Source organism: Citrobacter sp. Cm038 (assembly GCF_030333105.1).
Taxonomy (GTDB): domain Bacteria; phylum Pseudomonadota; class Gammaproteobacteria; order Enterobacterales; family Enterobacteriaceae; genus Citrobacter; species Citrobacter murliniae.
Genome location: NZ_JAOWGO010000025.1, coordinates 88,989 through 111,770 on the forward strand (window position 1 = coordinate 88,989; position 22,782 = coordinate 111,770).

Annotated in this window: 23 protein-coding genes; 14 read left to right on the forward strand and 9 right to left on the reverse strand. The window is 52.4% G+C overall.

Features of this window, described 5'->3' with window-relative positions:
• The first annotated feature begins 9 nt into the window (after positions 1–9).
• From OGY01_RS19955 to OGY01_RS19965, 3 genes are read left to right on the forward strand one after another with little or no spacing between them, the layout of a single operon-like run.
• Positions 10–996 carry an ABC transporter substrate-binding protein gene (locus OGY01_RS19955; RefSeq protein ID WP_284096572.1) on the forward strand — a complete coding sequence of 329 codons (987 nt, stop codon included), beginning with the start codon at positions 10–12 and terminating at the stop codon, positions 994–996.
• Between the two features lie 17 nt (positions 997–1,013).
• Positions 1,014–2,084: a FecCD family ABC transporter permease gene (locus OGY01_RS19960; protein ID WP_502873417.1), complete on the forward strand. Its 1,071-nt coding sequence runs from the start codon at positions 1,014–1,016 to the stop codon at positions 2,082–2,084.
• Positions 2,081–2,857 (forward strand): ABC transporter ATP-binding protein, encoded by a 777-nt coding sequence (locus tag OGY01_RS19965; RefSeq protein WP_045441129.1) that lies wholly within the window; start codon positions 2,081–2,083, stop codon positions 2,855–2,857. Before OGY01_RS19960 ends, OGY01_RS19965 begins: the two co-directional genes overlap by 4 nt.
• A 60-nt stretch (positions 2,858–2,917) precedes the next feature.
• Here OGY01_RS19965 and gpmA read toward each other — a convergent pair whose 3' ends face one another.
• The 7 genes from gpmA to modE all read right to left on the reverse strand — a co-directional run bounded on the left by gpmA (position 2,918) and on the right by modE (position 10,707).
• On the reverse strand, positions 2,918–3,670 hold the full coding sequence (gene gpmA / locus OGY01_RS19970) for a 2,3-diphosphoglycerate-dependent phosphoglycerate mutase (RefSeq protein ID WP_045441130.1): 753 nt from the start codon (positions 3,668–3,670) through the stop codon (positions 2,918–2,920).
• A gap of 232 nt (positions 3,671–3,902) precedes the next feature.
• Positions 3,903–4,943 carry a galactose-1-epimerase gene (gene galM / locus OGY01_RS19975; RefSeq protein WP_045441131.1) on the reverse strand — a complete coding sequence of 347 codons (1,041 nt, stop codon included), beginning with the start codon at positions 4,941–4,943 and terminating at the stop codon, positions 3,903–3,905.
• Entirely contained in the window at positions 4,937–6,085 is a 1,149-nt protein-coding gene (galK, locus tag OGY01_RS19980; RefSeq protein WP_225760672.1) for a galactokinase, read from the reverse strand. The genes galM and galK overlap by 7 nt, the downstream gene beginning before the upstream one ends.
• Before the next feature lie 3 nt (positions 6,086–6,088).
• On the reverse strand, positions 6,089–7,135 hold the full coding sequence (galT, locus tag OGY01_RS19985; RefSeq protein ID WP_286493560.1) for a galactose-1-phosphate uridylyltransferase: 1,047 nt from the start codon (positions 7,133–7,135) through the stop codon (positions 6,089–6,091).
• Positions 7,136–7,144: 9 nt separating this feature from the next.
• Entirely contained in the window at positions 7,145–8,161 is a 1,017-nt protein-coding gene (gene galE, locus OGY01_RS19990) for a UDP-glucose 4-epimerase GalE (RefSeq protein ID WP_045441134.1), read from the reverse strand.
• A gap of 217 nt (positions 8,162–8,378) precedes the next feature.
• Complete coding sequence (modF, locus tag OGY01_RS19995; RefSeq protein WP_284096553.1) at positions 8,379–9,851, reverse strand: molybdate ABC transporter ATP-binding protein ModF; 1,473 nt, start codon at positions 9,849–9,851, stop codon at positions 8,379–8,381.
• A gap of 67 nt (positions 9,852–9,918) precedes the next feature.
• The gene (modE, locus tag OGY01_RS20000) at positions 9,919–10,707 is read right to left on the reverse strand and encodes a molybdenum-dependent transcriptional regulator (protein WP_048221822.1); all 789 of its coding nucleotides are present in this window, start codon (positions 10,705–10,707) and stop codon (positions 9,919–9,921) included.
• A 130-nt stretch (positions 10,708–10,837) separates the two neighbouring features.
• On the opposite strand from modE, the gene OGY01_RS20005 reads away from it, so the two are divergent.
• The 4 genes from OGY01_RS20005 to modC all read left to right on the forward strand — a co-directional run bounded on the left by OGY01_RS20005 (position 10,838) and on the right by modC (position 13,747).
• Positions 10,838–10,987 (forward strand): AcrZ family multidrug efflux pump-associated protein, encoded by a 150-nt coding sequence (locus tag OGY01_RS20005; protein ID WP_045441137.1) that lies wholly within the window; start codon positions 10,838–10,840, stop codon positions 10,985–10,987.
• Between the two features lie 236 nt (positions 10,988–11,223).
• Positions 11,224–11,997 (forward strand): molybdate ABC transporter substrate-binding protein, encoded by a 774-nt coding sequence (gene modA / locus OGY01_RS20010; RefSeq protein WP_045441138.1) that lies wholly within the window; start codon positions 11,224–11,226, stop codon positions 11,995–11,997.
• Positions 11,997–12,686, forward strand: a complete 690-nt coding sequence (gene modB, locus OGY01_RS20015) for a molybdate ABC transporter permease subunit (protein ID WP_045441139.1) — start codon at positions 11,997–11,999, stop codon at positions 12,684–12,686. The genes modA and modB overlap by 1 nt, the downstream gene beginning before the upstream one ends.
• A 2-nt stretch (positions 12,687–12,688) precedes the next feature.
• The gene (gene modC, locus OGY01_RS20020) at positions 12,689–13,747 is read left to right on the forward strand and encodes a molybdenum ABC transporter ATP-binding protein ModC (RefSeq protein ID WP_200010618.1); all 1,059 of its coding nucleotides are present in this window, start codon (positions 12,689–12,691) and stop codon (positions 13,745–13,747) included.
• Here modC and OGY01_RS20025 read toward each other — a convergent pair whose 3' ends face one another.
• Positions 13,748–14,566: a pyridoxal phosphatase gene (locus OGY01_RS20025; protein ID WP_286493561.1), complete on the reverse strand. Its 819-nt coding sequence runs from the start codon at positions 14,564–14,566 to the stop codon at positions 13,748–13,750.
• A gap of 164 nt (positions 14,567–14,730) precedes the next feature.
• On the opposite strand from OGY01_RS20025, the gene pgl reads away from it, so the two are divergent.
• The 3 genes from pgl (at position 14,731) to OGY01_RS20040 (ending at position 16,406) form a co-directional block, all read left to right on the forward strand.
• Positions 14,731–15,726 carry a 6-phosphogluconolactonase gene (gene pgl, locus OGY01_RS20030; RefSeq protein ID WP_286493563.1) on the forward strand — a complete coding sequence of 332 codons (996 nt, stop codon included), beginning with the start codon at positions 14,731–14,733 and terminating at the stop codon, positions 15,724–15,726.
• Positions 15,727–15,852: 126 nt separating this feature from the next.
• A complete protein-coding gene (locus OGY01_RS20035) occupies positions 15,853–16,092 on the forward strand; it encodes a type II toxin-antitoxin system CcdA family antitoxin (RefSeq protein ID WP_045441143.1) in 240 nt (79 codons plus the stop codon).
• 2 nt (positions 16,093–16,094) lie between these two features.
• Entirely contained in the window at positions 16,095–16,406 is a 312-nt protein-coding gene (locus tag OGY01_RS20040; protein ID WP_045441144.1) for a CcdB family protein, read from the forward strand.
• Positions 16,407–16,476: 70 nt separating this feature from the next.
• Here the strand turns inward: OGY01_RS20040 and OGY01_RS20045 are convergent, their stop codons facing one another.
• On the reverse strand, positions 16,477–17,760 hold the full coding sequence (locus tag OGY01_RS20045; protein WP_286493565.1) for a putative acyl-CoA thioester hydrolase: 1,284 nt from the start codon (positions 17,758–17,760) through the stop codon (positions 16,477–16,479).
• Between the two features lie 224 nt (positions 17,761–17,984).
• Between OGY01_RS20045 and hutI the strand changes: the two genes are divergently transcribed.
• From hutI to hutU, 4 genes are all read left to right on the forward strand, one after another.
• Positions 17,985–19,208: an imidazolonepropionase gene (gene hutI / locus OGY01_RS20050; protein WP_286493566.1), complete on the forward strand. Its 1,224-nt coding sequence runs from the start codon at positions 17,985–17,987 to the stop codon at positions 19,206–19,208.
• The gene (gene hutG / locus OGY01_RS20055) at positions 19,205–20,146 is read left to right on the forward strand and encodes a formimidoylglutamase (protein ID WP_225760674.1); all 942 of its coding nucleotides are present in this window, start codon (positions 19,205–19,207) and stop codon (positions 20,144–20,146) included. The genes hutI and hutG overlap by 4 nt, the downstream gene beginning before the upstream one ends.
• Positions 20,147–20,231: 85 nt before the next feature.
• Entirely contained in the window at positions 20,232–20,957 is a 726-nt protein-coding gene (locus OGY01_RS20060) for a histidine utilization repressor (RefSeq protein ID WP_045441147.1), read from the forward strand.
• Positions 20,958–21,095: 138 nt separating this feature from the next.
• Positions 21,096–22,781, forward strand: coding sequence for a urocanate hydratase (gene hutU / locus OGY01_RS20065; protein ID WP_048221815.1), 1,686 nt, complete (start codon positions 21,096–21,098; stop codon positions 22,779–22,781).
• The last annotated feature ends 1 nt before the right edge of the window (position 22,782 follow it).

Below are 22,782 nucleotides of genomic sequence, written 5' to 3' on the forward strand. Positions count from 1 at the left end.
GCTGGAATGATGACGTTAACCCGTATTTTCCCCGCACTGATCTGTCTGGTTGCGGGGAGCTTATTTGCCGCGCAACCGCAAAGCGATGTCCGTATCGCATCGCCATGGCCCGCACAAAACACCATTATCACTATGTTAGGTTATGGCGAAAATATTGTTGGTACATCAATGATAGCGAAGAAAATACCGCTTTTTCGCCAGAGTTTACCGCGTATTGATGATGTCGCTGTCGTCAGTGTTAACAGCGGTCATGAGTTGGATCCGGAGCAAATTATCTCGCTTGGTACGCAACTGTTATTCGTGCCGAAATCGATGACTGTACCAGGCGAATCATTACTCCAGCAGGCTGGTGTGCGTATTCTTGCCTTCGAAGCGAATTCCATGACTGCATTAACGTCCCGGGTACAGAAAACGGCGGATGTTCTTGGACCTGATGCTCAGCAGAAAGCCTTGCGTTACCAACGCTATTTTGACCATAACGTGGGGCTGGTGAAGGACCGTTTAAAAGATCTCTCTGACAATCAGCGAGTGACGATATATCACAGTATGGGCAACCCGCTGACAACCAGCGGTCGCCCCTCTCTTAATCAGGATTGGATGGATCTGGCTGGGGCAAGGAATATTGCTGAGCACTGGTTTGACAGCAAATCAAACCGAACGGGGGAGGTGGCGCTGGAACAGATCGTGGCGGCTAATCCGGCGGTTATTGTAGCAATGAATAAACGCGACGCAGAAGCCATTATGGCTTCCCCTCAGTGGGCGCAAGTCGATGCAGTGATTCATCATCGAGTCTATGTTAATCCGAAAGGTATGTTCTGGTGGTGTCGGGAGACCAGCGAAGAGGCGCTGCAATTTCTCTGGCTGGCTAAAACGCTTTACCCACAACGTTTTGTTGACATAGATATGCGCCAGGAAGTTCGTGATTTTTATCACGATTTTTTTGGTATCTCGCTCAGTGACTCACAGGTCAGTGATGTGCTCACTCCGCCGAAATGATTCGGCAGATAAGGAAAATGATGTCGTCATCTGCTGATATACAGATGCGGGAGTCAATTGGCGAACGCTATCGTCTTGTTATCCGTAAGCGATGGGTGCTGGCGCTGGTGATTATTTTGGCGATAGCAGCCTCATTGGTGCTGGATTCGACCCTTGGCCCGTCTGGCCTGGCTCTTGCCGATCTCTGGCAAGCGCTACTCCATCCGCTAAGTGTCAACGCCGGAACCCGCGTAATAGTCTGGGATATCCGCTTACCTTACGCGCTAATGGCGTTGTTGGTGGGAATGGCGCTCGGACTGGCGGGGGCGGAGATGCAAACTATCTTAAATAACCCGTTGGCGAGCCCGTTTACGCTTGGTGTCTCGTCTGCGGCAGCCTTTGGTGCGGCACTGGCGATTGTATTGGGTATTGGTATTCCGGGGGTATCCGCCACGTGGTTTATCCCTGCGAATGCCTTTATTTTTGCGCTGCTCTCCGCCTTACTGCTTGACGGCATCACCCGCTGGACCCGTGTAGCAACATCCGGTGTGGTGCTGTTTGGCATTGCGCTGGTCTTTACCTTTAACGCGCCGGTGTCAATGATGCAGTTTGTTGCCGATGAAGACACACTACAGGGACTGGTTTTCTGGACAATGGGTAGTCTGGCCCGCGCTTCGTGGGAAAAACTTGGCGTACTGGCCGTCGCTGTTGTCATTGTCTTTCCATGGTCAATGCGTAGCGCCTGGCAACTCACGGCGCTGCGCCTGGGCGAAGATCGGGCGATGAGTTTTGGCATTGATGTGCGGCGGCTACGCCTGTCATCGCTTCTGCGCATCAGCTTATTGTCGGCGTTGTCGGTGGCTTTTGTAGGCCCCATCGGCTTTATCGGGCTGGTTGCACCGCATATTTCACGCATGCTATTTGGTGAAGACCATCGTTTTTACCTGCCCGGAAGTGTACTGACGGGGGGACTGGTGCTCTCGCTGGCCTCTATTGCGTCGAAGAACATTATTCCCGGTATCATTATCCCTGTTGGAATAGTCACATCGCTGGTGGGGGTCCCCTTTTTCCTGAGCATTATTCTGCGGCATCGGGGGAGCATGTCATGAGTGGGCTAATTCTCCGGGGAGTGGACGCGGGATATCCTAAACAACCAGTGATTCATAATCTCAATGTCGCCGAGCTGCCACGGGGTAAAATCACTGTATTACTGGGACCTAACGGTTGCGGGAAGTCAACATTGCTACGTTCGCTGGCAGGGTTGAATAAAGCCAGCGGTGAGGTGATTCTTGACGATGAGAATTTAACATCGTTGCCGTTTGCTAAACGTGCTGAGAAGGTGGTGTTTTTACCACAGTCGCTGCCGCAGGGTGTTCATTTGCATGTGCTGGAGTCAATTATCGCTGCACAGCGGGCGTCCTGTAGAAGAGATGATGAAAGCAGCAACGCTCAGGCGCTGGCAATACTTGAACAACTTGGGATTGCGCATCTGGCGCTGCACTACCTCGATCAACTTTCTGGTGGGCAGCGACAACTGGTCGGTCTGGCGCAGTCTTTGATCCGTCGACCTGACCTGCTGTTGTTAGATGAACCACTCAGTGCACTGGATTTAAACTATCAGTTCCACGTGATGGATTTAATCCATCGCGAAACACTGGCGCGCAATATGGTCACCGTAGTTGTTGTACATGATATTAATATCGCGCTGCGCCATAGCGAATACGTGTTAATGCTCAAAGACGGGAAACTGGTTGCCAGCGGTGAGCCTGAGGAGGTCATTACCGCAGAGAGTTTGGCTGAAGTGTACAATGTTCGGGGTCGTGTGGAACGGTGTTCACAGGGAAGGCCGCAGGTGATACTCGACGGCGTGATTGACGTATAAAAAGAACAGCAGAATAAGCAATAGTAGGCCCGGTAAGCTTGCGCTACCGGGCAAAATACATTACTTCGCTTTACCCTGGTTGGCAACGGCAGCAGCTTTTGCTGCGATTTCGTCGGCGTTACCCAGATAGTAATGTTTGATTGGTTTGAAGTTTTCGTCAAACTCATACACCAGCGGTACACCGGTCGGAATGTTGAGTTCCAGAATTTCATCTTCGCCCATATTATCCAGGTACTTCACCAGCGCACGCAGGGAGTTACCGTGAGCGGCGATAATCACGCGCTCACCGCTTTTCATGCGCGGCAGAATGGTTTCGTTCCAGTATGGGATAACACGATCGATGGTTAGCGCCAGGCTTTCAGTTAGCGGTAGCTCTTTGTCGGTCAGTTGTGCATAACGCGGATCGTGACCCGGATAGCGCTCATCGTCTTTGGTCAGTTCTGGCGGGGTTACCGCAAAACCACGACGCCATTGTTTAACCTGCTCGTCACCGTATTTTTCTGCGGTTTCTGCTTTGTTCAGACCCTGCAGCGCACCGTAGTGACGCTCATTCAGTTTCCAGGATTTTTCAACAGGCAGCCAGGCCTGATCCAGTTCATCCAGCACGTTCCACAGGGTGTGGATGGCACGTTTCAGCACAGAGGTGTAAGCAAAATCGAAGCTGTAGCCTTCCTCTTTCAGCAGTTTACCTGCTGCCTTTGCTTCGCCCACGCCTTTCTCTGACAGATCGACATCATACCAACCGGTGAAGCGGTTTTCGTTGTTCCACTGACTTTCACCGTGACGTACCAGAACCAGCTTAGTTACAGCCATACTCTCACTCCTCAAGCTTTATCGAATGATAATAATTCTCATTATATTGCCGTGATGCGTCAGCGGCAATGCTTACGCATAACCATAGCGAAAATAGCGACACAGTGTAAGGTTCTTGTGAACTCAAGGTTGCTATTTTGTCTTTGAACGGTGGGATTATGAGCGGGTTTGATGTGGGTAATAAACAACGAGCCCGATAAACTTACGCTATCGGACTCGTTACGGTTAATTATCAGGCAGGAATAAATCGATATTCCGTCACGCTGGCGTACTCTTCGCCAGGGCGCAGGAAGCAGTCTGGTTGAGGCCATTCCTGATGATTCGGGCTGTCCGGCAGGAATTCACTTTCCAGCGCCAGACCCTGCCAGTCGGCATAAGCTTCTGGTCCACGAGAGGGGGTGCCGCCGAGGAAATTCCCGGAGTAGAACTGCAATGCCGGAGCAGAGGTGTAGACCTCCATGTGCAGTTTTTCATCCTGCGACCACAGGTGAGCGACCGGTTTGCGGATATCGCCCTGTGCCTGTAGCAAGAAGGCATGATCGTATCCCTTAACCTTGCGCTGGTCGTCGTCGGCCAAAAATTCGCTATCGATAACTTTTGGTGCGCGGAAATCAAAAGAGGTTTCCGCAACGGATTTCAGGCCAGCGCGTGGGATCCCTGTTTCATCAACCGGCAGGTACTCATCGGCCAAAATCTGTAGCTTATGTTGACGAACATCGGTTTTGTCACCGTCGAGATTAAAATAAACGTGATTCGTCATATTCACCGGGCAGGGCTTATCGACCGTCGCGCGGTAGGTGATCGAAATGCGGTTATCGTCAGTCAGACGGTACTGCGCCGTTGCGCAAAGATGGCCAGGGAAGCCCTGGTCGCCATCTTCAGACGTTAATGCAAACAACACCTGACGGTCGTTTTGATTCACTATCTGCCAGCGTCGTTTATCGAAACCGTCTGGCCCGCCATGTAGCTGGTTTTCACCCTGGCTTGGCAGTAATTCGATAATTTCACCAGAGAAAGTGTAACGACTGTTAGCGATACGGTTAGCATAGCGACCTATTGAAGCGCCCAGAAACGCGGCCTGATCCGGGTATTGCTCCGGGCTGGCACAGCCAAGCAATGCTTCGCGCACGCTACCATCGCTGAGCGGAATGCGGGCAGACAAAAGAGTCGCGCCCCAGTCCATCAAGGTGACAACCATCCCTGCGTCATTACGCAGGGTTAGCAGGCGAAACGGCTGGCCGTCGGGGGCCAGTACGGGAATTTCATTCAGCACTGTCCGGCTCCTTGTGAAGGTTTACAGACGTAGAAGGTCTCTTTGATACCTGTTTTTGCTTCGTACTGTGTGGCGACAGCCTGCTGTACGGCAGGAACCAGAGCTTGCGGGATCAGCGCCACAATGCAGCCGCCAAAACCGCCGCCGGTCATGCGCACACCGCCCTGATCGCCGATGGTCGCTTTAACAATCTCGACAAGCGTATCAATCTGCGGCACGGTGATTTCGAAGTCATCGCGCATTGAAGCATGAGATTCTGCCATCAGTTGGCCCATACGCAGCAGATCGCCTTTTTCCAGTGCGTCTGCCGCTTCAACGGTGCGGGCATTTTCTGTGATCACGTGGCGAACGCGTTTGGCTACGATCGGATCCAGTTCGTGCGCGACGGTGTTAAATGTCTCAAGGCTGACATCACGCAGTGCTGGTTGCTGGAAGAAACGCGCGCCGGTTTCGCATTGTTCACGACGGGTGTTGTACTCACTGCCAACCAGCGTACGTTTAAAGTTGCTGTTGATGATCACGACAGCAACACCTTCAGGCATGGAAACCGCTTTAGTGCCCAGCGTACGGCAGTCGATCAGTAGCGCATGATCTTTTTTGCCCAGTGCGGAGATTAGCTGATCCATGATGCCGCAGTTACAACCAACAAACTGGTTTTCGGCTTCCTGACCGTTCAGGGCAATCTGTGCGCCATCGAGCGGCAGATGATAAAGCTGCTGGAACACGGTGCCTACGGCCACCTCCAGCGAGGCGGAGGAACTTAAGCCCGCGCCCTGTGGCACATTGCCGCTAATCACCAGATCGGCACCGCCAAAAGTGTTATTACGCTTTTGCAGATGTTTCACGACGCCACGCACATAGTTTGACCATTGCTGGCTGTCATGGGCGATAATCGGTGCATCAAGAGAGAACTCATCAATCTGATTGTCGTAGTCAGCTGCGATCACGCGGACCTTGCGATCGTCCCGCGTCGCACAACTGATAACGGTTTGGTAGTCGATGGCGCAAGGCAGGACGAAACCGTCGTTATAATCGGTATGTTCGCCAATCAAATTAACGCGACCCGGAGCCTGAATAGTGTGGGTGGCAGGGTAGCCAAAAGTTTCTGCAAACAGAGATTGTGTTTTTTCTTTCAGACTCATTATTTAAACTCCGGATTCGCGAAAATGGATGTCGCTGACCGCACGCAGACGTTCAGCGGCTTGTTCTGCCGTCAGGTCGCGCTGGGTTTCCGCCAGCATTTCGTAACCGACCATAAATTTACGTACGGTAGCGGAACGCAGCAGGGGCGGATAAAAATGCGCATGCAACTGCCAGTGCTCATTTTCTTCGCCATTAAATGGCGCACCGTGCCATCCCATGGAATAGGGGAAAGAGCACTGGAACAGGTTGTCGTATCGACTGGTCAGTTTTTTCAGTGCCAGCGCCAGGTCGGTACGTTGCTCGTCGGTCAAATCGGTAATACGCAGCACATGTGCTTTCGGCAGCAGTAGCGTTTCGAACGGCCATGCTGCCCAGTAAGGTACTACCGCCAGCCAGTGTTCGGTCTCCACAACCGTACGGCTGCCATCCGTCAGTTCACGCTGGACATAATCGAACAGCATTGGCGTGCCCTGTTCGGTGAAATATGCTTTTTGCTGCCTGTCTTCGCGTTCGGCTTCGTTGGGCAGGAAACTATTGGCCCAAATCTGCCCGTGTGGATGCGGGTTTGAGCAGCCCATCGCCGCGCCTTTATTTTCAAACACTTGAACCCAGGGGTAGGTTTTCCCCAGATCTGCTGTCTGTTCTTGCCAGGTTTTCACTATTTCCGTCAGCGCAGGAACGCTGAGTTCCGGCAACGTTTTACTGTGATCGGGCGAGAAGCAAATAACGCGGCTGGTACCGTGTGCGCTCTGGCAACGCATCAATGGATCGTGGCTGTCTGGCGCGTCCGGGGTATCGGACATCAGGGCAGCAAAATCATTGGTAAAGACAAAGGTACCCGTGTAATTCGGATTTTTATCGCCAGTGACGCGTGTGTTGCCCGCACACAGGAAACAGTCCGGATCATGAGCGGGCAAAACCTGCTTAGACGGTGTTTCCTGCGCCCCTTGCCAGGGACGCTTAGCGCGATGTGGCGAAACGAGGATCCACTGCCCGGTAAGCGGGTTAAAGCGGCGATGTGGATGATCGATGGGATTAAATTGTGTCATGACAAATCCTTAGTCCGGGTATCCTTGCGGATGGCGTGACTGCCAGTGCCAGGTATCCTGTGCCATTTCATCCAGCGTACGGGTAACCCGCCAGTTCAGTTCGCGGTCAGCTTTGCTGGCATCAGCCCAGTAAGCAGGAAGATCGCCGTCACGGCGTGGCGCAAAATGGTAGTTAACTGGTTTACCGCAGGCTTTGCTGAAGGCGTTGACCACGTCCAGAACGCTGCTGCCGACGCCGGCTCCGAGGTTGTAAATATGCACGCCCTGAATACCAGCCAGTTTTTCCATGGCGGCAACGTGACCGTCAGCGAGATCCATCACGTGGATATAATCACGAACGCCAGTGCCATCTTCGGTAGGGTAGTCGTTGCCAAATACGGCAAGAGACTCGCGGCGGCCAACGGCAACCTGAGCGATGTAAGGCATCAGATTATTTGGAATACCTTGCGGATCTTCACCCATATCACCTGATGGGTGTGCGCCAACCGGATTGAAGTAGCGCAGTAGGGCAATGCTCCACTCTGGTTGTGCTTTTTGCAGATCGGTCAGGATCTGCTCCACCATCAGTTTGCTTTTGCCGTACGGGCTTTGCGGAGTACCAGTGGGGAAACTTTCAACGTAAGGAATTTTTGGCTGATCGCCATAGACTGTTGCGGAGGAACTGAATATGAAGTTCTTCACGTTAGCAGCGCGCATAGCGTTTACCAGACGCAGAGTACCGTTCACGTTGTTGTCGTAGTACTCCAGCGGTTTGGTGACAGATTCACCAACAGCCTTCAGGCCAGCAAAGTGAATGACCGTATCAATGGCATGATCGTGCAAAATTTCGGTGAGCAGTGCTTCGTTACGAATATCACCTTCAACGAAGGTCGGATGCTTTCCACCTAAACGTTCGATCACCGGCAGGACGCTGCGCTTACTGTTGCAGAGGTTATCAAGGATCACGACGTCGTGACCGTTTTTCAGTAACTGCACACAAGTGTGGCTTCCTATGTAACCGCTACCACCTGTAACCAATACTCTCATAATTCGCTCCGTTAAGCCTATGGTATGCAATAACCATAGCATAACAAAGATGCGAAAAGTGTGACATGGAATAAATTAGTGGAATCGTTTACACTTGGATAAAATCACAAATTGACGTCAATTATTTGATTGTAACTCATAGAGTTTCTTAATGATTGCGCCTTTTATCCGAAAAAGATCGTGAAAAAAGGCGCCTCTAAATGCCAGCGAATGAAAACTAACGCAGGGATGTTTGTCGATAGGTATAGATATCGCCCTCAGGGATAAACTCCAGTCGATGAGTTATACAGGTTGGCGCATCTTCGGCGTGGTGAGAAACAAACAACAACTGAGTTTCTCCTTCACTGATAAGGATATCGACAAAACGGCGGATCAACTGACGATTTAGCGGGTCCAGCCCTTGCAACGGTTCGTCGAGGATCAGCAGAGTAGGATGCTTGACCAGCGCGCGGACAATCAGTGCCAGCCGTTGCTGTCCCCAGGAAAGACTGTGGAACGGGGCATCCGCAGTGCGTTTATCCATTCCCAAAATGTCTAACCAACGTTGCGCCAGCTTATGTTGCCGGTCTGAAACCGCCTGATAGATGCCGATTGAATCAAAGAAACCCGAGAGAATGACGTTGCGCACTGTGGTACTCACCCGGTAGTCCAGATGCAGACTGCTGCTGACATAGCCAATGTGCTTTTTAATATCCCAGATGGTTTCACCGCTGCCACGTCGGCGGCCGAACAGGGTCAGATCGTTGCTATAACCTTGCGGATGATCGCCGGTGATTAAACTGAGCAGGGTCGATTTCCCTGCGCCATTAGGGCCGACAATTTGCCAGTGTTCACCCGGCTTTACCTGCCAGCTCAGGCCATGGAGAATAGGACGATCATTATAAGAGACTACGCCATCTTTGAGCACAATGCGGGCATCGTCTGTGGGAAGTGCGAGGCTGACTGAAGGTTCATCAGGCTCGGGCAACGTAATACCGTCAAGTTGTTCGCTGTGAGCAAGTTGGGCAATCAGCGCCTGTTGCAGTAAGTCGGCTTTCTCGCCGCTTTCTGTCAATGTGCAATCGGCAAGCACGCCTGCAAACTGCACGAAGTCTGGAATTTCATCAAAGCGGTTGAGGACCAGTACCAGCGTATAGCCCGTCTGATGCAACGAAGCGAGCAGATCCGCTAACTGTTGACGTGACGCAACGTCCAGCCCGTCAAACGGTTCATCAAGTATCAGTAACTCCGGTTCCGACATCAGCGCCTGGCAAAGTAAAGCTTTGCGTGTTTCACCGGTAGAGAGATATTTGAAACGTCGGTCGAGCAGGGAGGTAATACCAAACTGTTGCGCCAGCGTTGAACAACGGGCGGGATCGTTAACTTCAGCCTGGATAATCTCTGCGGTGGTTCGTCCGGTATCGTCTTCACCCGGACTGAGTAGATCGGTATTGTTACGCTGCCATTCATCGCTGACCAGCTTTTGTAGCTGCTCAAATGAGAGTCGGGTTATACGCGTGAAGTGGCACTGGCGTTCACCTTTGAGTAGCGGTAGCTCTCCCGCCAGTGCCCGGGCCAGTGCGGATTTCCCGCTGCCATTAGAGCCAACAAACGCCCAGCTATCACCTGCGTTCAAAACAAAGGTATTCAACTGCAGCGTTTTCGTGTCGCTCAGACGAAACGTGCCTTGCGAAATTTGCAACGATGACATTTTGTATCCCATTTATTGCAGCGATTAATAACAGGGATACGTGTTCTGCGGGTCGATGTCAATCGACTTAGCACAACGTGGCGATAATCACTCGGTCGGCATTGAAATACGCTGTCACAGCGGTGCCTTCTGTCAGGTCTGCCGCCTCTTCACGTGGCAGGGTGGCACATAGCGTTTGGCCATCGGGTAGGGTCATTAACACCTCGCACTGTTCTGTCCCGCGCTCAATATGGCTAATTGTCCCTTGCAACTGGTTGTCAGCGGCCTGAGCCACGCGTTTATCCTGCGTAATCCCTACCCACGGTGCTTTAAGCAGAACCAGAACTTCTTTGCCTTCTTCAAGCCCGAGACGTTCACCGCTTTGCGCCGTCAGTGCGACTTTTAGCCGCGTTTCGCCATCGGCCAGCAGGACATCGACATGCTGCTGAACCTGATTGTGGTCGCGAGCGGTAATAGTGCCAAACCACTGATTTCGGGCACTGGTTTGCAGTGAAAAACGGGAGATAGCCGCCAGCAAGCTATTGAGCGGGAGCGCATCGTCATCGCTCAGAACATCAAACGCTTTTTGTTGGATTTGTGCAAGTAAATCATACAGTTGAATCAGGCGCTGACCATAACGGGTCAATACCGCGCCGCCGCCGCCTTTGCCACCAGTAGCACGCTCAACCAACGTCTGCTCGCTGAGCTGGTTCATTTCGTTAATGGCATCCCAGGCACTTTTATAACTGATGCCCGCATCCTTCGCGCCCTGGCTGATGGAGCCGGAAAGCGCAATGTGCTTTAGCAGAGAAATGCGGCGGGGATCGGCAAACAGTTTTTCCTGAAGTTTCAGGGTAAGGAGGATTTCGGCCTGCATAACGAGCTCCTGGCAAAAAAGGGTATTGTGACGGAAAACCGCGCGCGCGCAAAGCCGACAGCACAAAAGGGGAGTGCTTTTCTACGTTATGTGGTTAGAATACAACTAAGGACTATATCTGGAGTTGACCATGTTAGAGTTATTGAAAAGTCTGGTATTCGCCGTAATCATGGTACCTGTGGTAATGGCCGTCATTCTGGGTCTGATTTACGGACTGGGTGAAGTGTTCAACATTTTTTCCGGTATCGGTCAGAAAGACCAGTCCAGACAGAATCATTGATTCCCCAAACGCCCGCTCAGTCGGGCGTTTTATCTTCTTCGTCCTTTAAGTCGCATTTTTGTTATTTGCCTCCGCTCAATATCACTCGAAATCCTTTGTGCATCGTTCCTCAAGATCCTGCTTTTCTTGCCGATATTTTCTTTGTGTAACCTCTAATTGGTATCAATAACCACTGGGAAAACCCTGGTTTAATCGTTATATTGTTGCATACATAACGAAACTCAAAGGAGTTACAGATGGCACGTTCATGGTTACGCTTGTTTGCAGGGGCAACGCTCTCTCTTTCTGTTGCCGGGCATGCGCTGGCGGATGAAGGTAAAATTACGGTGTTCGCAGCGGCTTCGTTGACAAACGCGATGCAGGACATTGCAGCGGTTTATAAAAAAGAAAAGAATGTCGATGTTGTCTCCTCTTTTGCCTCATCTTCTACGCTGGCGCGTCAGATTGAAGCTGGAGCACCAGCCGATCTATTTATTTCTGCCGACCAGAAATGGATGGATTATGCGGTAGAGAAGAAGTCTATCGATACTGCAACGCGTAAGACGCTGCTTGGGAACAGCCTGGTTGTTGTGGCTCCTAAAGCTAGTGAACAGAAAGACTTTACCATCGACAGTAAAACTAACTGGACTAGTCTGTTGAACGGTGGACGTCTGGCTGTTGGTGACCCGGAACATGTCCCGGCGGGCATTTATGCCAAAGAAGCGCTGCAAAAACTGGGAGCATGGGATACCCTGGCACCAAAACTGGCGCCTGCTGAAGACGTCCGTGGTGCGCTGGCGCTGGTAGAGCGTAATGAAGCGCCGCTGGGGATCGTTTACGGTTCCGATGCTGTTGCCAGCAAAGGCGTAAAAGTTGTGGCGACTTTCCCGGAAGATTCACACAAAAAAGTGGAATACCCTGTCGCGATTGTTGATGGGCACAAAAACGCAACGGTCAGCGCGTTCTATGACTATCTGAAAGGACCGCAGGCTTCTGAAATCTTTAAACGTTATGGATTTACGACCAAGTAATGATACTCAGCGATCCTGAATGGCAGGCCGTTATATTGAGCCTGAAAGTTTCTTCCCTGGCCGTGCTGTTTAGTCTGCCGTTTGGGATCTTCTTTGCCTGGTTGCTTGTGCGATGCAAGTTTCCAGGTAAAGCGCTGCTCGACAGCGTTTTGCATTTGCCTCTGGTTCTGCCGCCGGTGGTAGTGGGTTATCTGCTGTTGATCGCCATGGGGCGGCGCGGATTTATCGGCGAGCGGTTGTATGACTGGTTTGGTATTACCTTTGCGTTTAGCTGGCGCGGTGCAGTTCTTGCCGCGGCAGTGATGTCCTTCCCACTCATGGTGCGGGCTATCCGTCTGGCGCTTGAGGCAGTCGACGTCAAACTGGAGCAGGCAGCTCGAACGTTGGGCGCTGGACGCTGGCGCGTATTCCTGACCATCACATTACCATTGATGCTGCCTGGGATCATTGTTGGTACAGTACTGGCGTTTGCCCGATCACTCGGTGAGTTCGGTGCGACCATTACCTTTGTTTCCAACATTCCAGGTGAAACTCGCACGATCCCTTCTGCGATGTATACCCTAATCCAGACGCCTGGCGGCGAAAGCGCGGCGGCAAGGTTATGCATTATTTCTATTGTGCTGGCCCTGATTTCACTGCTTATTTCTGAATGGCTGGCGCGGATTAGCCGCGAGCGGACGGGGCGATAATCATGCTGGAACTTAATTTCTCTCAGACGTTAGGAACCCACTGTCTGACGCTCAATGAAACGCTGCCTGCCAGCGGTATTACGGCTATTTTTGGTGTTTCCGGCGCAGGTAAAACATCGCTGATTAACGCGATTAGCGGACTGACTAAGCCGCAATCCGGACGCATTGTACTCAACGGTCGGGTGTTGAATGACGTTGAAAAGGGAGTCTGCTTAACTCCTGAAAAACGCCGGGTGGGCTACGTTTTCCAGGATGCGCGACTGTTCCCGCATTATAAGGTACGCGGTAATCTGCGCTACGGCATGGCGAAAAGCATGACCGGACAGTTTGATAAGCTGGTGGCGCTGCTGGGAATTGAGCCGTTGCTTGACCGTTTGCCGGGTAGCCTTTCCGGCGGTGAAAAACAGCGTGTAGCTATTGGTCGGGCGTTGCTTACCGCACCGGAGTTGTTGCTGCTGGATGAACCGTTAGCGTCGCTGGATATTCCGCGTAAACGGGAACTGTTGCCTTACCTGCAACGCCTTGCGCGTGAAATCAATATTCCTATGCTATATGTCAGCCACTCTCTGGATGAGATTTTGCATCTGGCCGATAAAGTGATGGTGCTGGAAAACGGGCAGGTAAAAGCGTTTGGCTCGCTGGAAGATGTCTGGGGCAGTAGCGTTATGCACCCCTGGCTGCCAAAGGAACAACAGAGCAGTATTCTGAAAGTCAGTGTGCTGGAGCACCACCCGCATTATGCCATGACCGCTCTGGCGCTCGGCGATCAGCATCTGTGGGTAAACAAGCTCGATGAGCCGCTGCAAAGCGTGCTGCGTATCCGCATTCAGGCATCTGATGTTTCACTGGTATTACAACCGCCGCAGCAAACCAGTATTCGCAACGTATTACGCGCGAAGGTCGCGCAGTGTTATGACGATAACGGGCAGGTGGAAGTTCAGCTTGAGGTGGGCGGTAAAACGTTGTGGGCAAGAATCAGCCCATGGGCCAGAGATGAGCTGGGCATCAAACCTGGCCTGTGGTTGTACGCACAAATTAAGAGCGTATCGATTACCGCCTGATTACAACAGGTGAGAATAGATAAACTTCGCGATGCTGTCAGTGGTGTTGTCGCCAATCACAATATTGGCGCGAGCTTTGACGGCATCGTCTGCATTACCCATCGCAACACCGGTTCCTGCGGCTTCCAGCATGCTGATATCGTTAAAGTTATCGCCAAAAGCTATCACATTCTCCATTGAGCCGCCTTGCGCTTCAATCCACTGGGTAAGGCGTCTTCCCTTGCTGTTGCCTTTACGGGCAATATCGACCTGATCGTGCCAGGACCATTCGCATTCCAGTCCCAGTTGTTGCTCAACGTGTTTACCAAACTGCTGCAGTTTTGGAATATCTTCGTCGGTCAGAGCAAATTTCCACACGGCATTAACGTCACGTGCGGCCTGTGCCAACGACGACACCTGAGTGAATGTTGGACGCTGTTCCGGCGGCAGGGTTTGCGCCCAGTTAGCGGTACGAACCACATGCCCGGTCGGGCGCTCATACAACATGGCCTCATCTACGTACATCAGACCATGGATCTGATGCTCATCCAGCATATCGATCAGCTGCAATGACTGCTCCACAGGAAGCGGATCGGATTCCAGTACGTTTTTTGCCTGATAATCATACAAGTAAGTACCGTTACAGCAAATTGCAGGTGTATCCAGCGCCAGTGCCTGATAAAAAGGATGAATAGCAACGTGATGGCGACCTGTGACAATGATAAGTTGGTAGCCTGCTTCCCTTGCACGAGAAAGGGCCTCGAGGGAGGATGGTAACAAGGTTTTTTTCGGCGTCAGCAAGGTACCGTCTAAATCCAGGGCAATCACGCGTGCGGTCATAGGTTTTTCCAGATTAAGGTTGATAATTTTGTCTGCAGGAATGGTACACCGAGTCGGGAGCCGGACAAAATTATGAGCCTTAATTAAGCATTCCCCGTTAAAAGCGTCTACTTTAGGCGTGTATCAGGCAATTGCAGCCACTTGCCAAAAGCAAAGGAGTATTCATGAAGCAAACCGTTTATACCGCCAGCCCTGAGAGTCAGCAAATCCATGTCTGGAGCCTGAATCACGAAGGTTCGCTAACGCTTGTGCAGGTGGTTGATGTACCGGGTCAGGTACAGCCGATGGTTGTCAGCCCGGATAAGCGCTACCTCTATGTTGGTGTGCGCCCGGAGTTTCGTGTGCTGGCGTACCGTATTGCGCCAGATGACGGTGCGCTGACCTTCGCTGCGGAATCCGCACTGCCGGGAAGCCCGACGCATATTTCCACCGACCATCAGGGGCGTTTTGTCTTTGTTGGATCGTATAACGCCGGTAGCGTTAGTGTGACGCGTCTGGAGGATGGTTTGCCGGTTGAATTGGTGGATGTGGTGGAAGGTCTGGACGGATGCCACTCGGCTAATATCTCACCGGATAATCGCACTCTGTGGGTTCCCGCATTGAAGCAGGATCGTATCTGCCTGTTTGGCCTCAGTGATGATGGCAAACTGATAGCGCAGGATCCCGCGGAAGTGACCACCGTCGAAGGTGCAGGGCCACGCCATATGGCGTTCCATCCGAATCAGCAATATGCCTACTGTGTCAATGAGCTGAACAGTTCGGTTGACGTCTGGGAATTGAAAGATCCGCACGGCAAAATTGAGTGTGTACAGACGCTGGATATGATGCCTGCTGATTTTTCTGATACCCGCTGGGCTGCGGATATCCATATTACGCCGGATGGCCGCCATCTGTATGCCTGTGACCGTACCGCCAGCTTGATTACTGTGTTCAGCGTTTCAGAAGACGGTAGCGTGCTGAATAAAGAGGGCTTCCAGCCAACCGAAGCGCAGCCGCGTGGATTCAATATCGATCACAGTGGTAAATACCTGATTGCTGCCGGGCAGAAGTCACACCATATTGCGGTGTATGAAATCACTGGTGAGCAGGGACTTCTGACTGAGAAAGGTCGCTATGCGGTAGGACAAGGCCCAATGTGGGTAGTGGTTAACGCGTATTAAGCATTCGCATCACTTATCTTAAGCCAGTCCCGTTGGTTCGGGGCTGGCTTTTTTTCTGTAGGTGTTGCAATATGTGATAATATTGTGTGTAGGGGACACATATCAATACACGTATTAGGGGGGCGTATGCCAGTCGCGAAAATGCGCACTAAAAAAACGGTGACTGTAACAATTGAGCCGCAACTGATTCAGGAAGCGCGCGCGGCGGGGATCAATATGTCAAAGACCCTGACGAATGCACTCAAAGCTGAAATTCACCAACTGGAAGTTGCCCGTTGGAAGAAAGAGAATGAGTCTGCCATTGACTATCTTAACCAGTTAACGGAAGAGAATGGACTGCTATCGGATACCTACAGGACGTTTTGACGATGCAATTTATGGCCTACAAAAATACGGGGAAACCGACAGCCTACCCCTATTTGCTTGATGTTCAGAGCGATATTATAGGGCGGAGAAATACACGCGTTGTGATTCCTTTATTTCCAGCTGGAAACTACATAGGTCCACGTAGTGAACAATTGACGCCGATGCTCAATTTAGAGGGGGAAGATTTTGTGCTTATGACACACGAGCTTGCCAGCATTCCTGAGCATGTTTTGGGCTGTGAATTTTGTAGCGCGGCAGATTATGAAAATACGATTAAATCAGCGCTGAATTTTCTTTTCTATGGGATTCAGTAAGCAGACGTAAGAATGGTGTACAGAAATCAAAAAGAGGGCTCCAGGCCCTCTTTTTGATCGCGCTAAACAATTACTGCTTCGGCTCTGCAACCACTTTACTACCGACACCGCGGTTGTTGTATTCCCACATGCGGTTAAAGTTGGTGTCGTTCAGGTTACGCTGAATTTCACCTTTATCATCTTCCGCACCGGTGTTACCCGCGAATGGACGCTTGGCGATAACACTGTCAGCCCATGGTTTCGCCATGTTAAAGCCTTCGTTGATCACGCTGTCACGAATAACCACCTGACCATTAGTGTTCGCATCAACATCCAGCGAGCGGCCCAGTTGCGCCACACCATCGCCACTTGCCGTAAAGCGGCTGTTGGTGACGAGGAAGCCGTAGTAAATGTTCGACAGCGTTGCCGGGGCAAATACGTAAGCTTCCTGCTGAGTTCGTGAGTTCACCACACGGAAATCAGTATTATCAAACACCACCGCGCCGCGACCAGACACGATATCCACATCGCCTTCAATGTAGCTGTTAGTGACCAGTGTACGCGGTTGACGATCGTTTTCCAGACGGTTTTGCACGCCGCTGTTAGTAACGAAGAAGGTATTCTGGCGACCCAGGATATTGACGTTGTTAATCTGAACTTTATCGCCATCGGTACGCAGCGCAACTGCCGGGTGATTACCTGCATCAACGCTGTCACCCAGATTGTTTTCAATGGTCAGATTCTGCAATTGCAGGCCGTTGTTTTGTGACCAAACCACCGCAGAACACATCACGCCAATATTCGGACCGCGCTTGTTCTGGCAGTTATCGAACATATACCACGCCGGTTTGCCTGGCATATATTTACCACCCGGGTTCACTGAACGACGCCAGTCTGCGGTGCTCATATCACCGTCAATGGCCTGGCCGATTTTCACATCAAGTGGTTTTTCGCCTGTACCGTATAAGGTCAGGCTACCCGTGGCAGCAGGGATGTAGACCGTGCCCTGATATTCACCCGGCATAATGGCGATATATTGACGTTTATTGGTACGTTTTATGATTGCTGCATCAACCGCCGCCTGAATAGTGGTGTGGGTAACGCCTTGCGTACCTGCCGGGCCGACAACAAAATCAGGCTGCGCTGGCAGGGAAATAGAAGAAGGGGTCCACGGCGCAGTATTTGGCGTCAGTGCTGAAAAATAGTGTGCGGCAACGAAATTTTTGGCTTCACTCGCCGACAGAATCGGGCGCGAGGAGGTGCCAGGCGCGGTCTGATCGGAAGGAATTTGATCGGGCGAGGTTGAGCTACAGGCAGTCAGCGTCACGCCAAAAGCCATAGCCAGCGCCAGACGGGAAACTGATGATATGTTCACAGGTTGCTCCGGGCTTTGAAAGTTATCCATTGAAGCCTGCTTTTTTATACTAAGTTGAGCGAAACGGGAAGGCGAAAAGGTAAAAAGTTGTTTTTTATCGCAGCAATGTCTGGCGTTGAGAGTCCTTATATCACAATTAGATAACAATTGTGGTCCATCAGGTTGACAACATCCGCAGGATGCAAAATAAATGTCTATACAACCTATGACAAGTGGTGAGTCGAATGCAGCAGTTTTTCCCTGATGATGCTATCTGGCGCAATGTCCGCCTGGCGACCATGGATCCTGAACGTGATACACCGTATGGCCTGGTGGATGGCCATGCGCTGATCGTCCGTCAGGGTAAGATTCGAGATATTGTGCCTGAATCATCGTTATACCTTACCCACGATAATACATTTGATATGCAGGGGCGGCTGATTACACCGGGTCTGATTGACTGTCATACGCACCTGGTGTTTGGCGGGAATCGCGCAGGCGAATGGGAACAGAGACTGAACGGAGTTTCCTATCAGCAAATCAGCGCCCAGGGGGGAGGAATCAATGCTACCGTCTCTGCGACTCGTCGCGTTTCAGCCGAACAACTCTTTCGCGTAGCGCAGGCGCGGATGGCGCAGCTAAAAAACGAAGGCGTTACGCTACTCGAGATTAAATCAGGTTACGGCCTGGATTTAGCGACTGAAGAGAAGATATTACGCGTGGTGTCAGCACTGGCGGCGGAAAATATCATTGAAATCAGCCCTACGCTGTTGGCTGCGCATGCCACGCCTGTGGAGTACCGTGACGACCCTGATGGCTACATTACGCTGGTATGCGAGACTATTTTGCCGCAGTTGTGGAAAAAAGGTCTGTTTGAGACCGTCGATCTGTTTTGTGAAAGCGTCGGGTTCACGCTGACACAGAGTGAACGTGTATTTCAGGCCGCTCAGGCACTGGGCATCCCGGTGAAAGGTCATGTTGAGCAACTCTCATTGCTTGGTGGTGCGCAACTGGTAAGCCGCTACCACGGTTTGTCAGCCGATCATATTGAATACCTGGATGAAGCCGGAGTGGTGGCGATGAGCCAAAGTGGTACGGTCGGGGTTCTGTTGCCGGGGGCATTTTACTTCCTCAAAGAACAGCAGCGCCCACCAGTGGAATGGCTGCGTCACTATCAGGTGCCAATGGCGGTGGCAACGGATTTCAATCCTGGCACCAGTCCGTTTATTAGCCTGCACTGGGCGATGAATATGGCCTGCGTACAGTTTGGCTTAACGCCAGAGGAGGCCTGGGCTGGCGTAACCCGTCATGCGGCTCGTGCGCTTGGTCGTCATGACACTCACGGACAACTGAAGGCCGGATTCGTTGCCGATTTTGTGGTCTGGGATGCGCAACTGCCGGTGGAAATTCTCTACGAACCTGGCCGCAACCCACTTTATCAACGTGTATTCAGAGGGCAAATATCATGATGAACTGGCAACCCGCATCACCTGCGCTCTGGCAGGGACGCGATGATCGTGTTGAGTCAGCGAATGCGTTGCGTCTGTTTCAGACCATCACGCTTAGTCCGGCGTTCGCCCCTGAAATGTATCGTGAACAGATTGCGCTGCTTGGATTTGCCTGCGACGAAGGTGTGAAACGTAATCAGGGGCGTGCGGGGGCGGCCGGTGCACCCGACGCGCTGCGTAAGGCGCTGGCAAATTTAGCCAGTCACAGTGGTCATGACAGGCTGGTGGACCTGGGAAATATTGTAGCGCAGTCCCCGGACCTTGAAGGTGCACAGCAGGCGCTACGCAGTGCGATACAACGCTGTCAGCTGGCAGAGATGCGCACCTTTGTATTAGGTGGCGGGCACGAAACCGCATTCGCTCACGGTGCAGGTCTACTGGATGCGTTCCCGCGTTCAAAAGTGGGTATAGTGAATCTCGATGCACATCTGGATTTACGTCATGCCGAACAGGCCACATCAGGGACGCCGTTTCGCCAGTTGGCAGAGCTTTGCGACGAGCAGCAGCGCGAGTTTTATTACGCCTGCGTGGGTGTCAGTCGGGCGGCAAACACTCAGGCGTTGTGGGATGAAGCGCAACGACGCGGTGTCACTGTGGTGGAAGATTTGCATTGCCATCAGGCGCAGGCACAGATAGCACAGTTTGTCGCCAGCGTAGATGTTATCTATCTGACGATTGACCTCGACGTTTTACCGGTCTGGGAAATGCCGGCGGTGTCTGCGCCTGCTGCGCTGGGCGTTCCGCTGGCGACGGTACTGGGTTTAATTGAACCTCTTTGTTGCAGTGGTAAATTACAGGCGGTGGACATGGTTGAATTTAATCCCCGCTTTGACGATGATGGCAGGGCAGCACGCGTTGCGGCGCGGCTTGGCTGGCAAATCGCGCACTGGTGGCGCTGACATGCCTGATAGTGGTTCGCTTATCAGGCCGATGCCGTGGTCGCTATCTGGCAATTAAAACTCTCTGCTTAAGGAAGGCTTACGCATGCTCCCATCCCGCAACCGTTCAGCTCCGGCCCCTTTTTACGAAAAGGTCAAACAGGAGATCAGCGACAAAATTGCCAGTGGCATCTGGCAAGCGCACGACCGTATCCCGTCGGAAGCGGAACTGGTGGCGCAGTATGGTTTTAGTCGAATGACCATTAACCGGGCGCTGCGTGAGCTAACGGATGAAGGATTGTTGGTGCGCTTGCAGGGGGTCGGGACATTTGTCGCCGAGCCAAAAGGTCAGTCTGCGCTGTTCGAAATTCGCAGTATCGCGGATGAAATCATTGCCCGGCAGCATCAGCACCGGTGCGAGGTTTTGACGCTGGAAAGAACTCAGGCAAGTGCTCTGCAGGCTACGGCGTTGAACGTTGCAGAGGGCACGTCCATTTTTCACTCCATCATGGTGCACTATGAAAACGATCAGCCGGTGCAGATTGAAGATCGCTGTGTGAATGCGGAAATTGTGCCGGAATACCTGACGCAGGATTACAGCCAGACCACGCCGCACGCTTACTTGTCGCTGATTGCGCCGCTGACAGAAGGTGAGCATATTGTGGAAGCCGTGCGAGCCAGTGCAGAAGAGTGTGCGCTACTGAACATTAAAGAACACGATCCCTGTCTGCTAATCCGTCGCCGGACCTGGTCGGCGTCACATATTGTCTCCCATGCCCACTTGCTCTTTCCGGGTTCCCGCTACCGTCTGCAGGGACGTTTTATGTCCTGATACGAGGACGCAAAAACCGTGATTGCTGACGCAATATAACAAAAATGTATCGCATTTGTTAAATGCGGCCTTGCGACAACTTGTATAGACAAGTATATGTTACTTATCTGTCCGATCGTTCGTGAGGAGTGTTTTACCATGCCCCAAAGCAAGTATCGTCAGCAGGATATTCGGGCCCCAAGAGGCACGAACTTAACAGCCAAAAGCTGGTTGACCGAAGCGCCGCTGCGCATGTTAATGAATAACCTTGATCCCGAGGTGGCGGAAAATCCCCACGAGCTGGTGGTTTACGGCGGGATTGGTCGCGCCGCGCGTGACTGGGAATGTTATGACGCCATCATCAAGGCGCTGACCGGACTGGAAGCCGACGAAACTTTGTTAGTGCAGTCCGGTAAACCGGTCGGCGTGTTCAAAACCCATGACAATGCACCACGGGTCTTAATCGCCAACTCCAATCTGGTCCCGCACTGGGCGACCTGGGAACACTTTAACGAACTGGACGCGAAAGGGCTGGCGATGTACGGCCAGATGACTGCCGGGAGCTGGATCTACATTGGCAGTCAGGGCATCGTGCAGGGAACCTATGAAACCTTCGTCGAAGCAGGACGTCAGCATTATCAAGGCAACCTGAGCGGACGCTGGGTGCTGACCGCCGGATTGGGGGGGATGGGCGGGGCGCAACCGTTGGCCGCAACCCTGGCGGGCGCCTGTTCGCTGAACATTGAATGTCAGCAAAGCCGTATCGACTTCCGTCTGCGTACCCGCTATGTGGATGAGCAGGCAACTTCGCTTGATGACGCACTGGCGCGTATCGAAAAATACACCCGCGCGGGGAAAGCGGTTTCCATTGCGCTGTGTGCCAACGCCGCTGACATTGTGCCTGAACTGGTCAAGCGTGGTGTGCGTCCGGATATGGTTACCGACCAGACCAGCGCCCATGACCCGCTGCACGGTTATTTGCCGTCCGGCTGGAGCTGGGAAGAGTATCAGGCGAAAGCAATATCCGATCCGCAGGGTACGGTTCAGGCAGCGAAACGTTCGATGGCGACGCATGTGCAGGCGATGCTGGCCTTTAGCAAACTGGGCGTTCCGACATTTGACTACGGCAATAACATTCGTCAGATGGCAAAAGAGATGGGTGTGGAAAATGCCTTTGATTTCCCTGGATTTGTGCCGGCCTACATTCGGCCGCTGTTCTGTCGCGGCATTGGCCCGTTCCGCTGGGTGGCGCTTTCCGGCGATCCGCAGGATATTTATAAGACCGATGCCAAAGTAAAAGAGATCGTGGCCGACGATAAGCATCTCCATCACTGGCTGGATATGGCGCGTGAGCGGATTAATTTCCAGGGGTTACCTGCGCGTATCTGTTGGGTAGGGCTGGAGTGGCGACAAAAGCTGGGTCTGGCGTTTAACGAGATGGTGCGTAGTGGTGAAGTTTCCGCACCTATCGTCATTGGTCGCGATCACCTGGATTCTGGATCGGTTGCCAGCCCTAACCGTGAAACCGAATCCATGCGTGACGGTTCAGACGCCGTGTCCGACTGGCCGCTGCTGAACGCGCTCCTTAATACTGCCAGCGGTGCGACCTGGGTATCACTGCACCATGGCGGCGGGGTAGGAATGGGCTTCTCCCAGCATGCCGGGATGGTGATTGTCTGCGATGGTACTGATGAAGCCGCCGCACGTATCGCCCGGGTATTACATAACGATCCGGCGACGGGCGTGATGCGTCATGCCGATGCCGGGTATGACATTGCTGTGGAATGTGCTGTCGAAGAAGGGCTGAACTTGCCGATGGTTGCCGCAACGCAGGGGAAACGCTGAT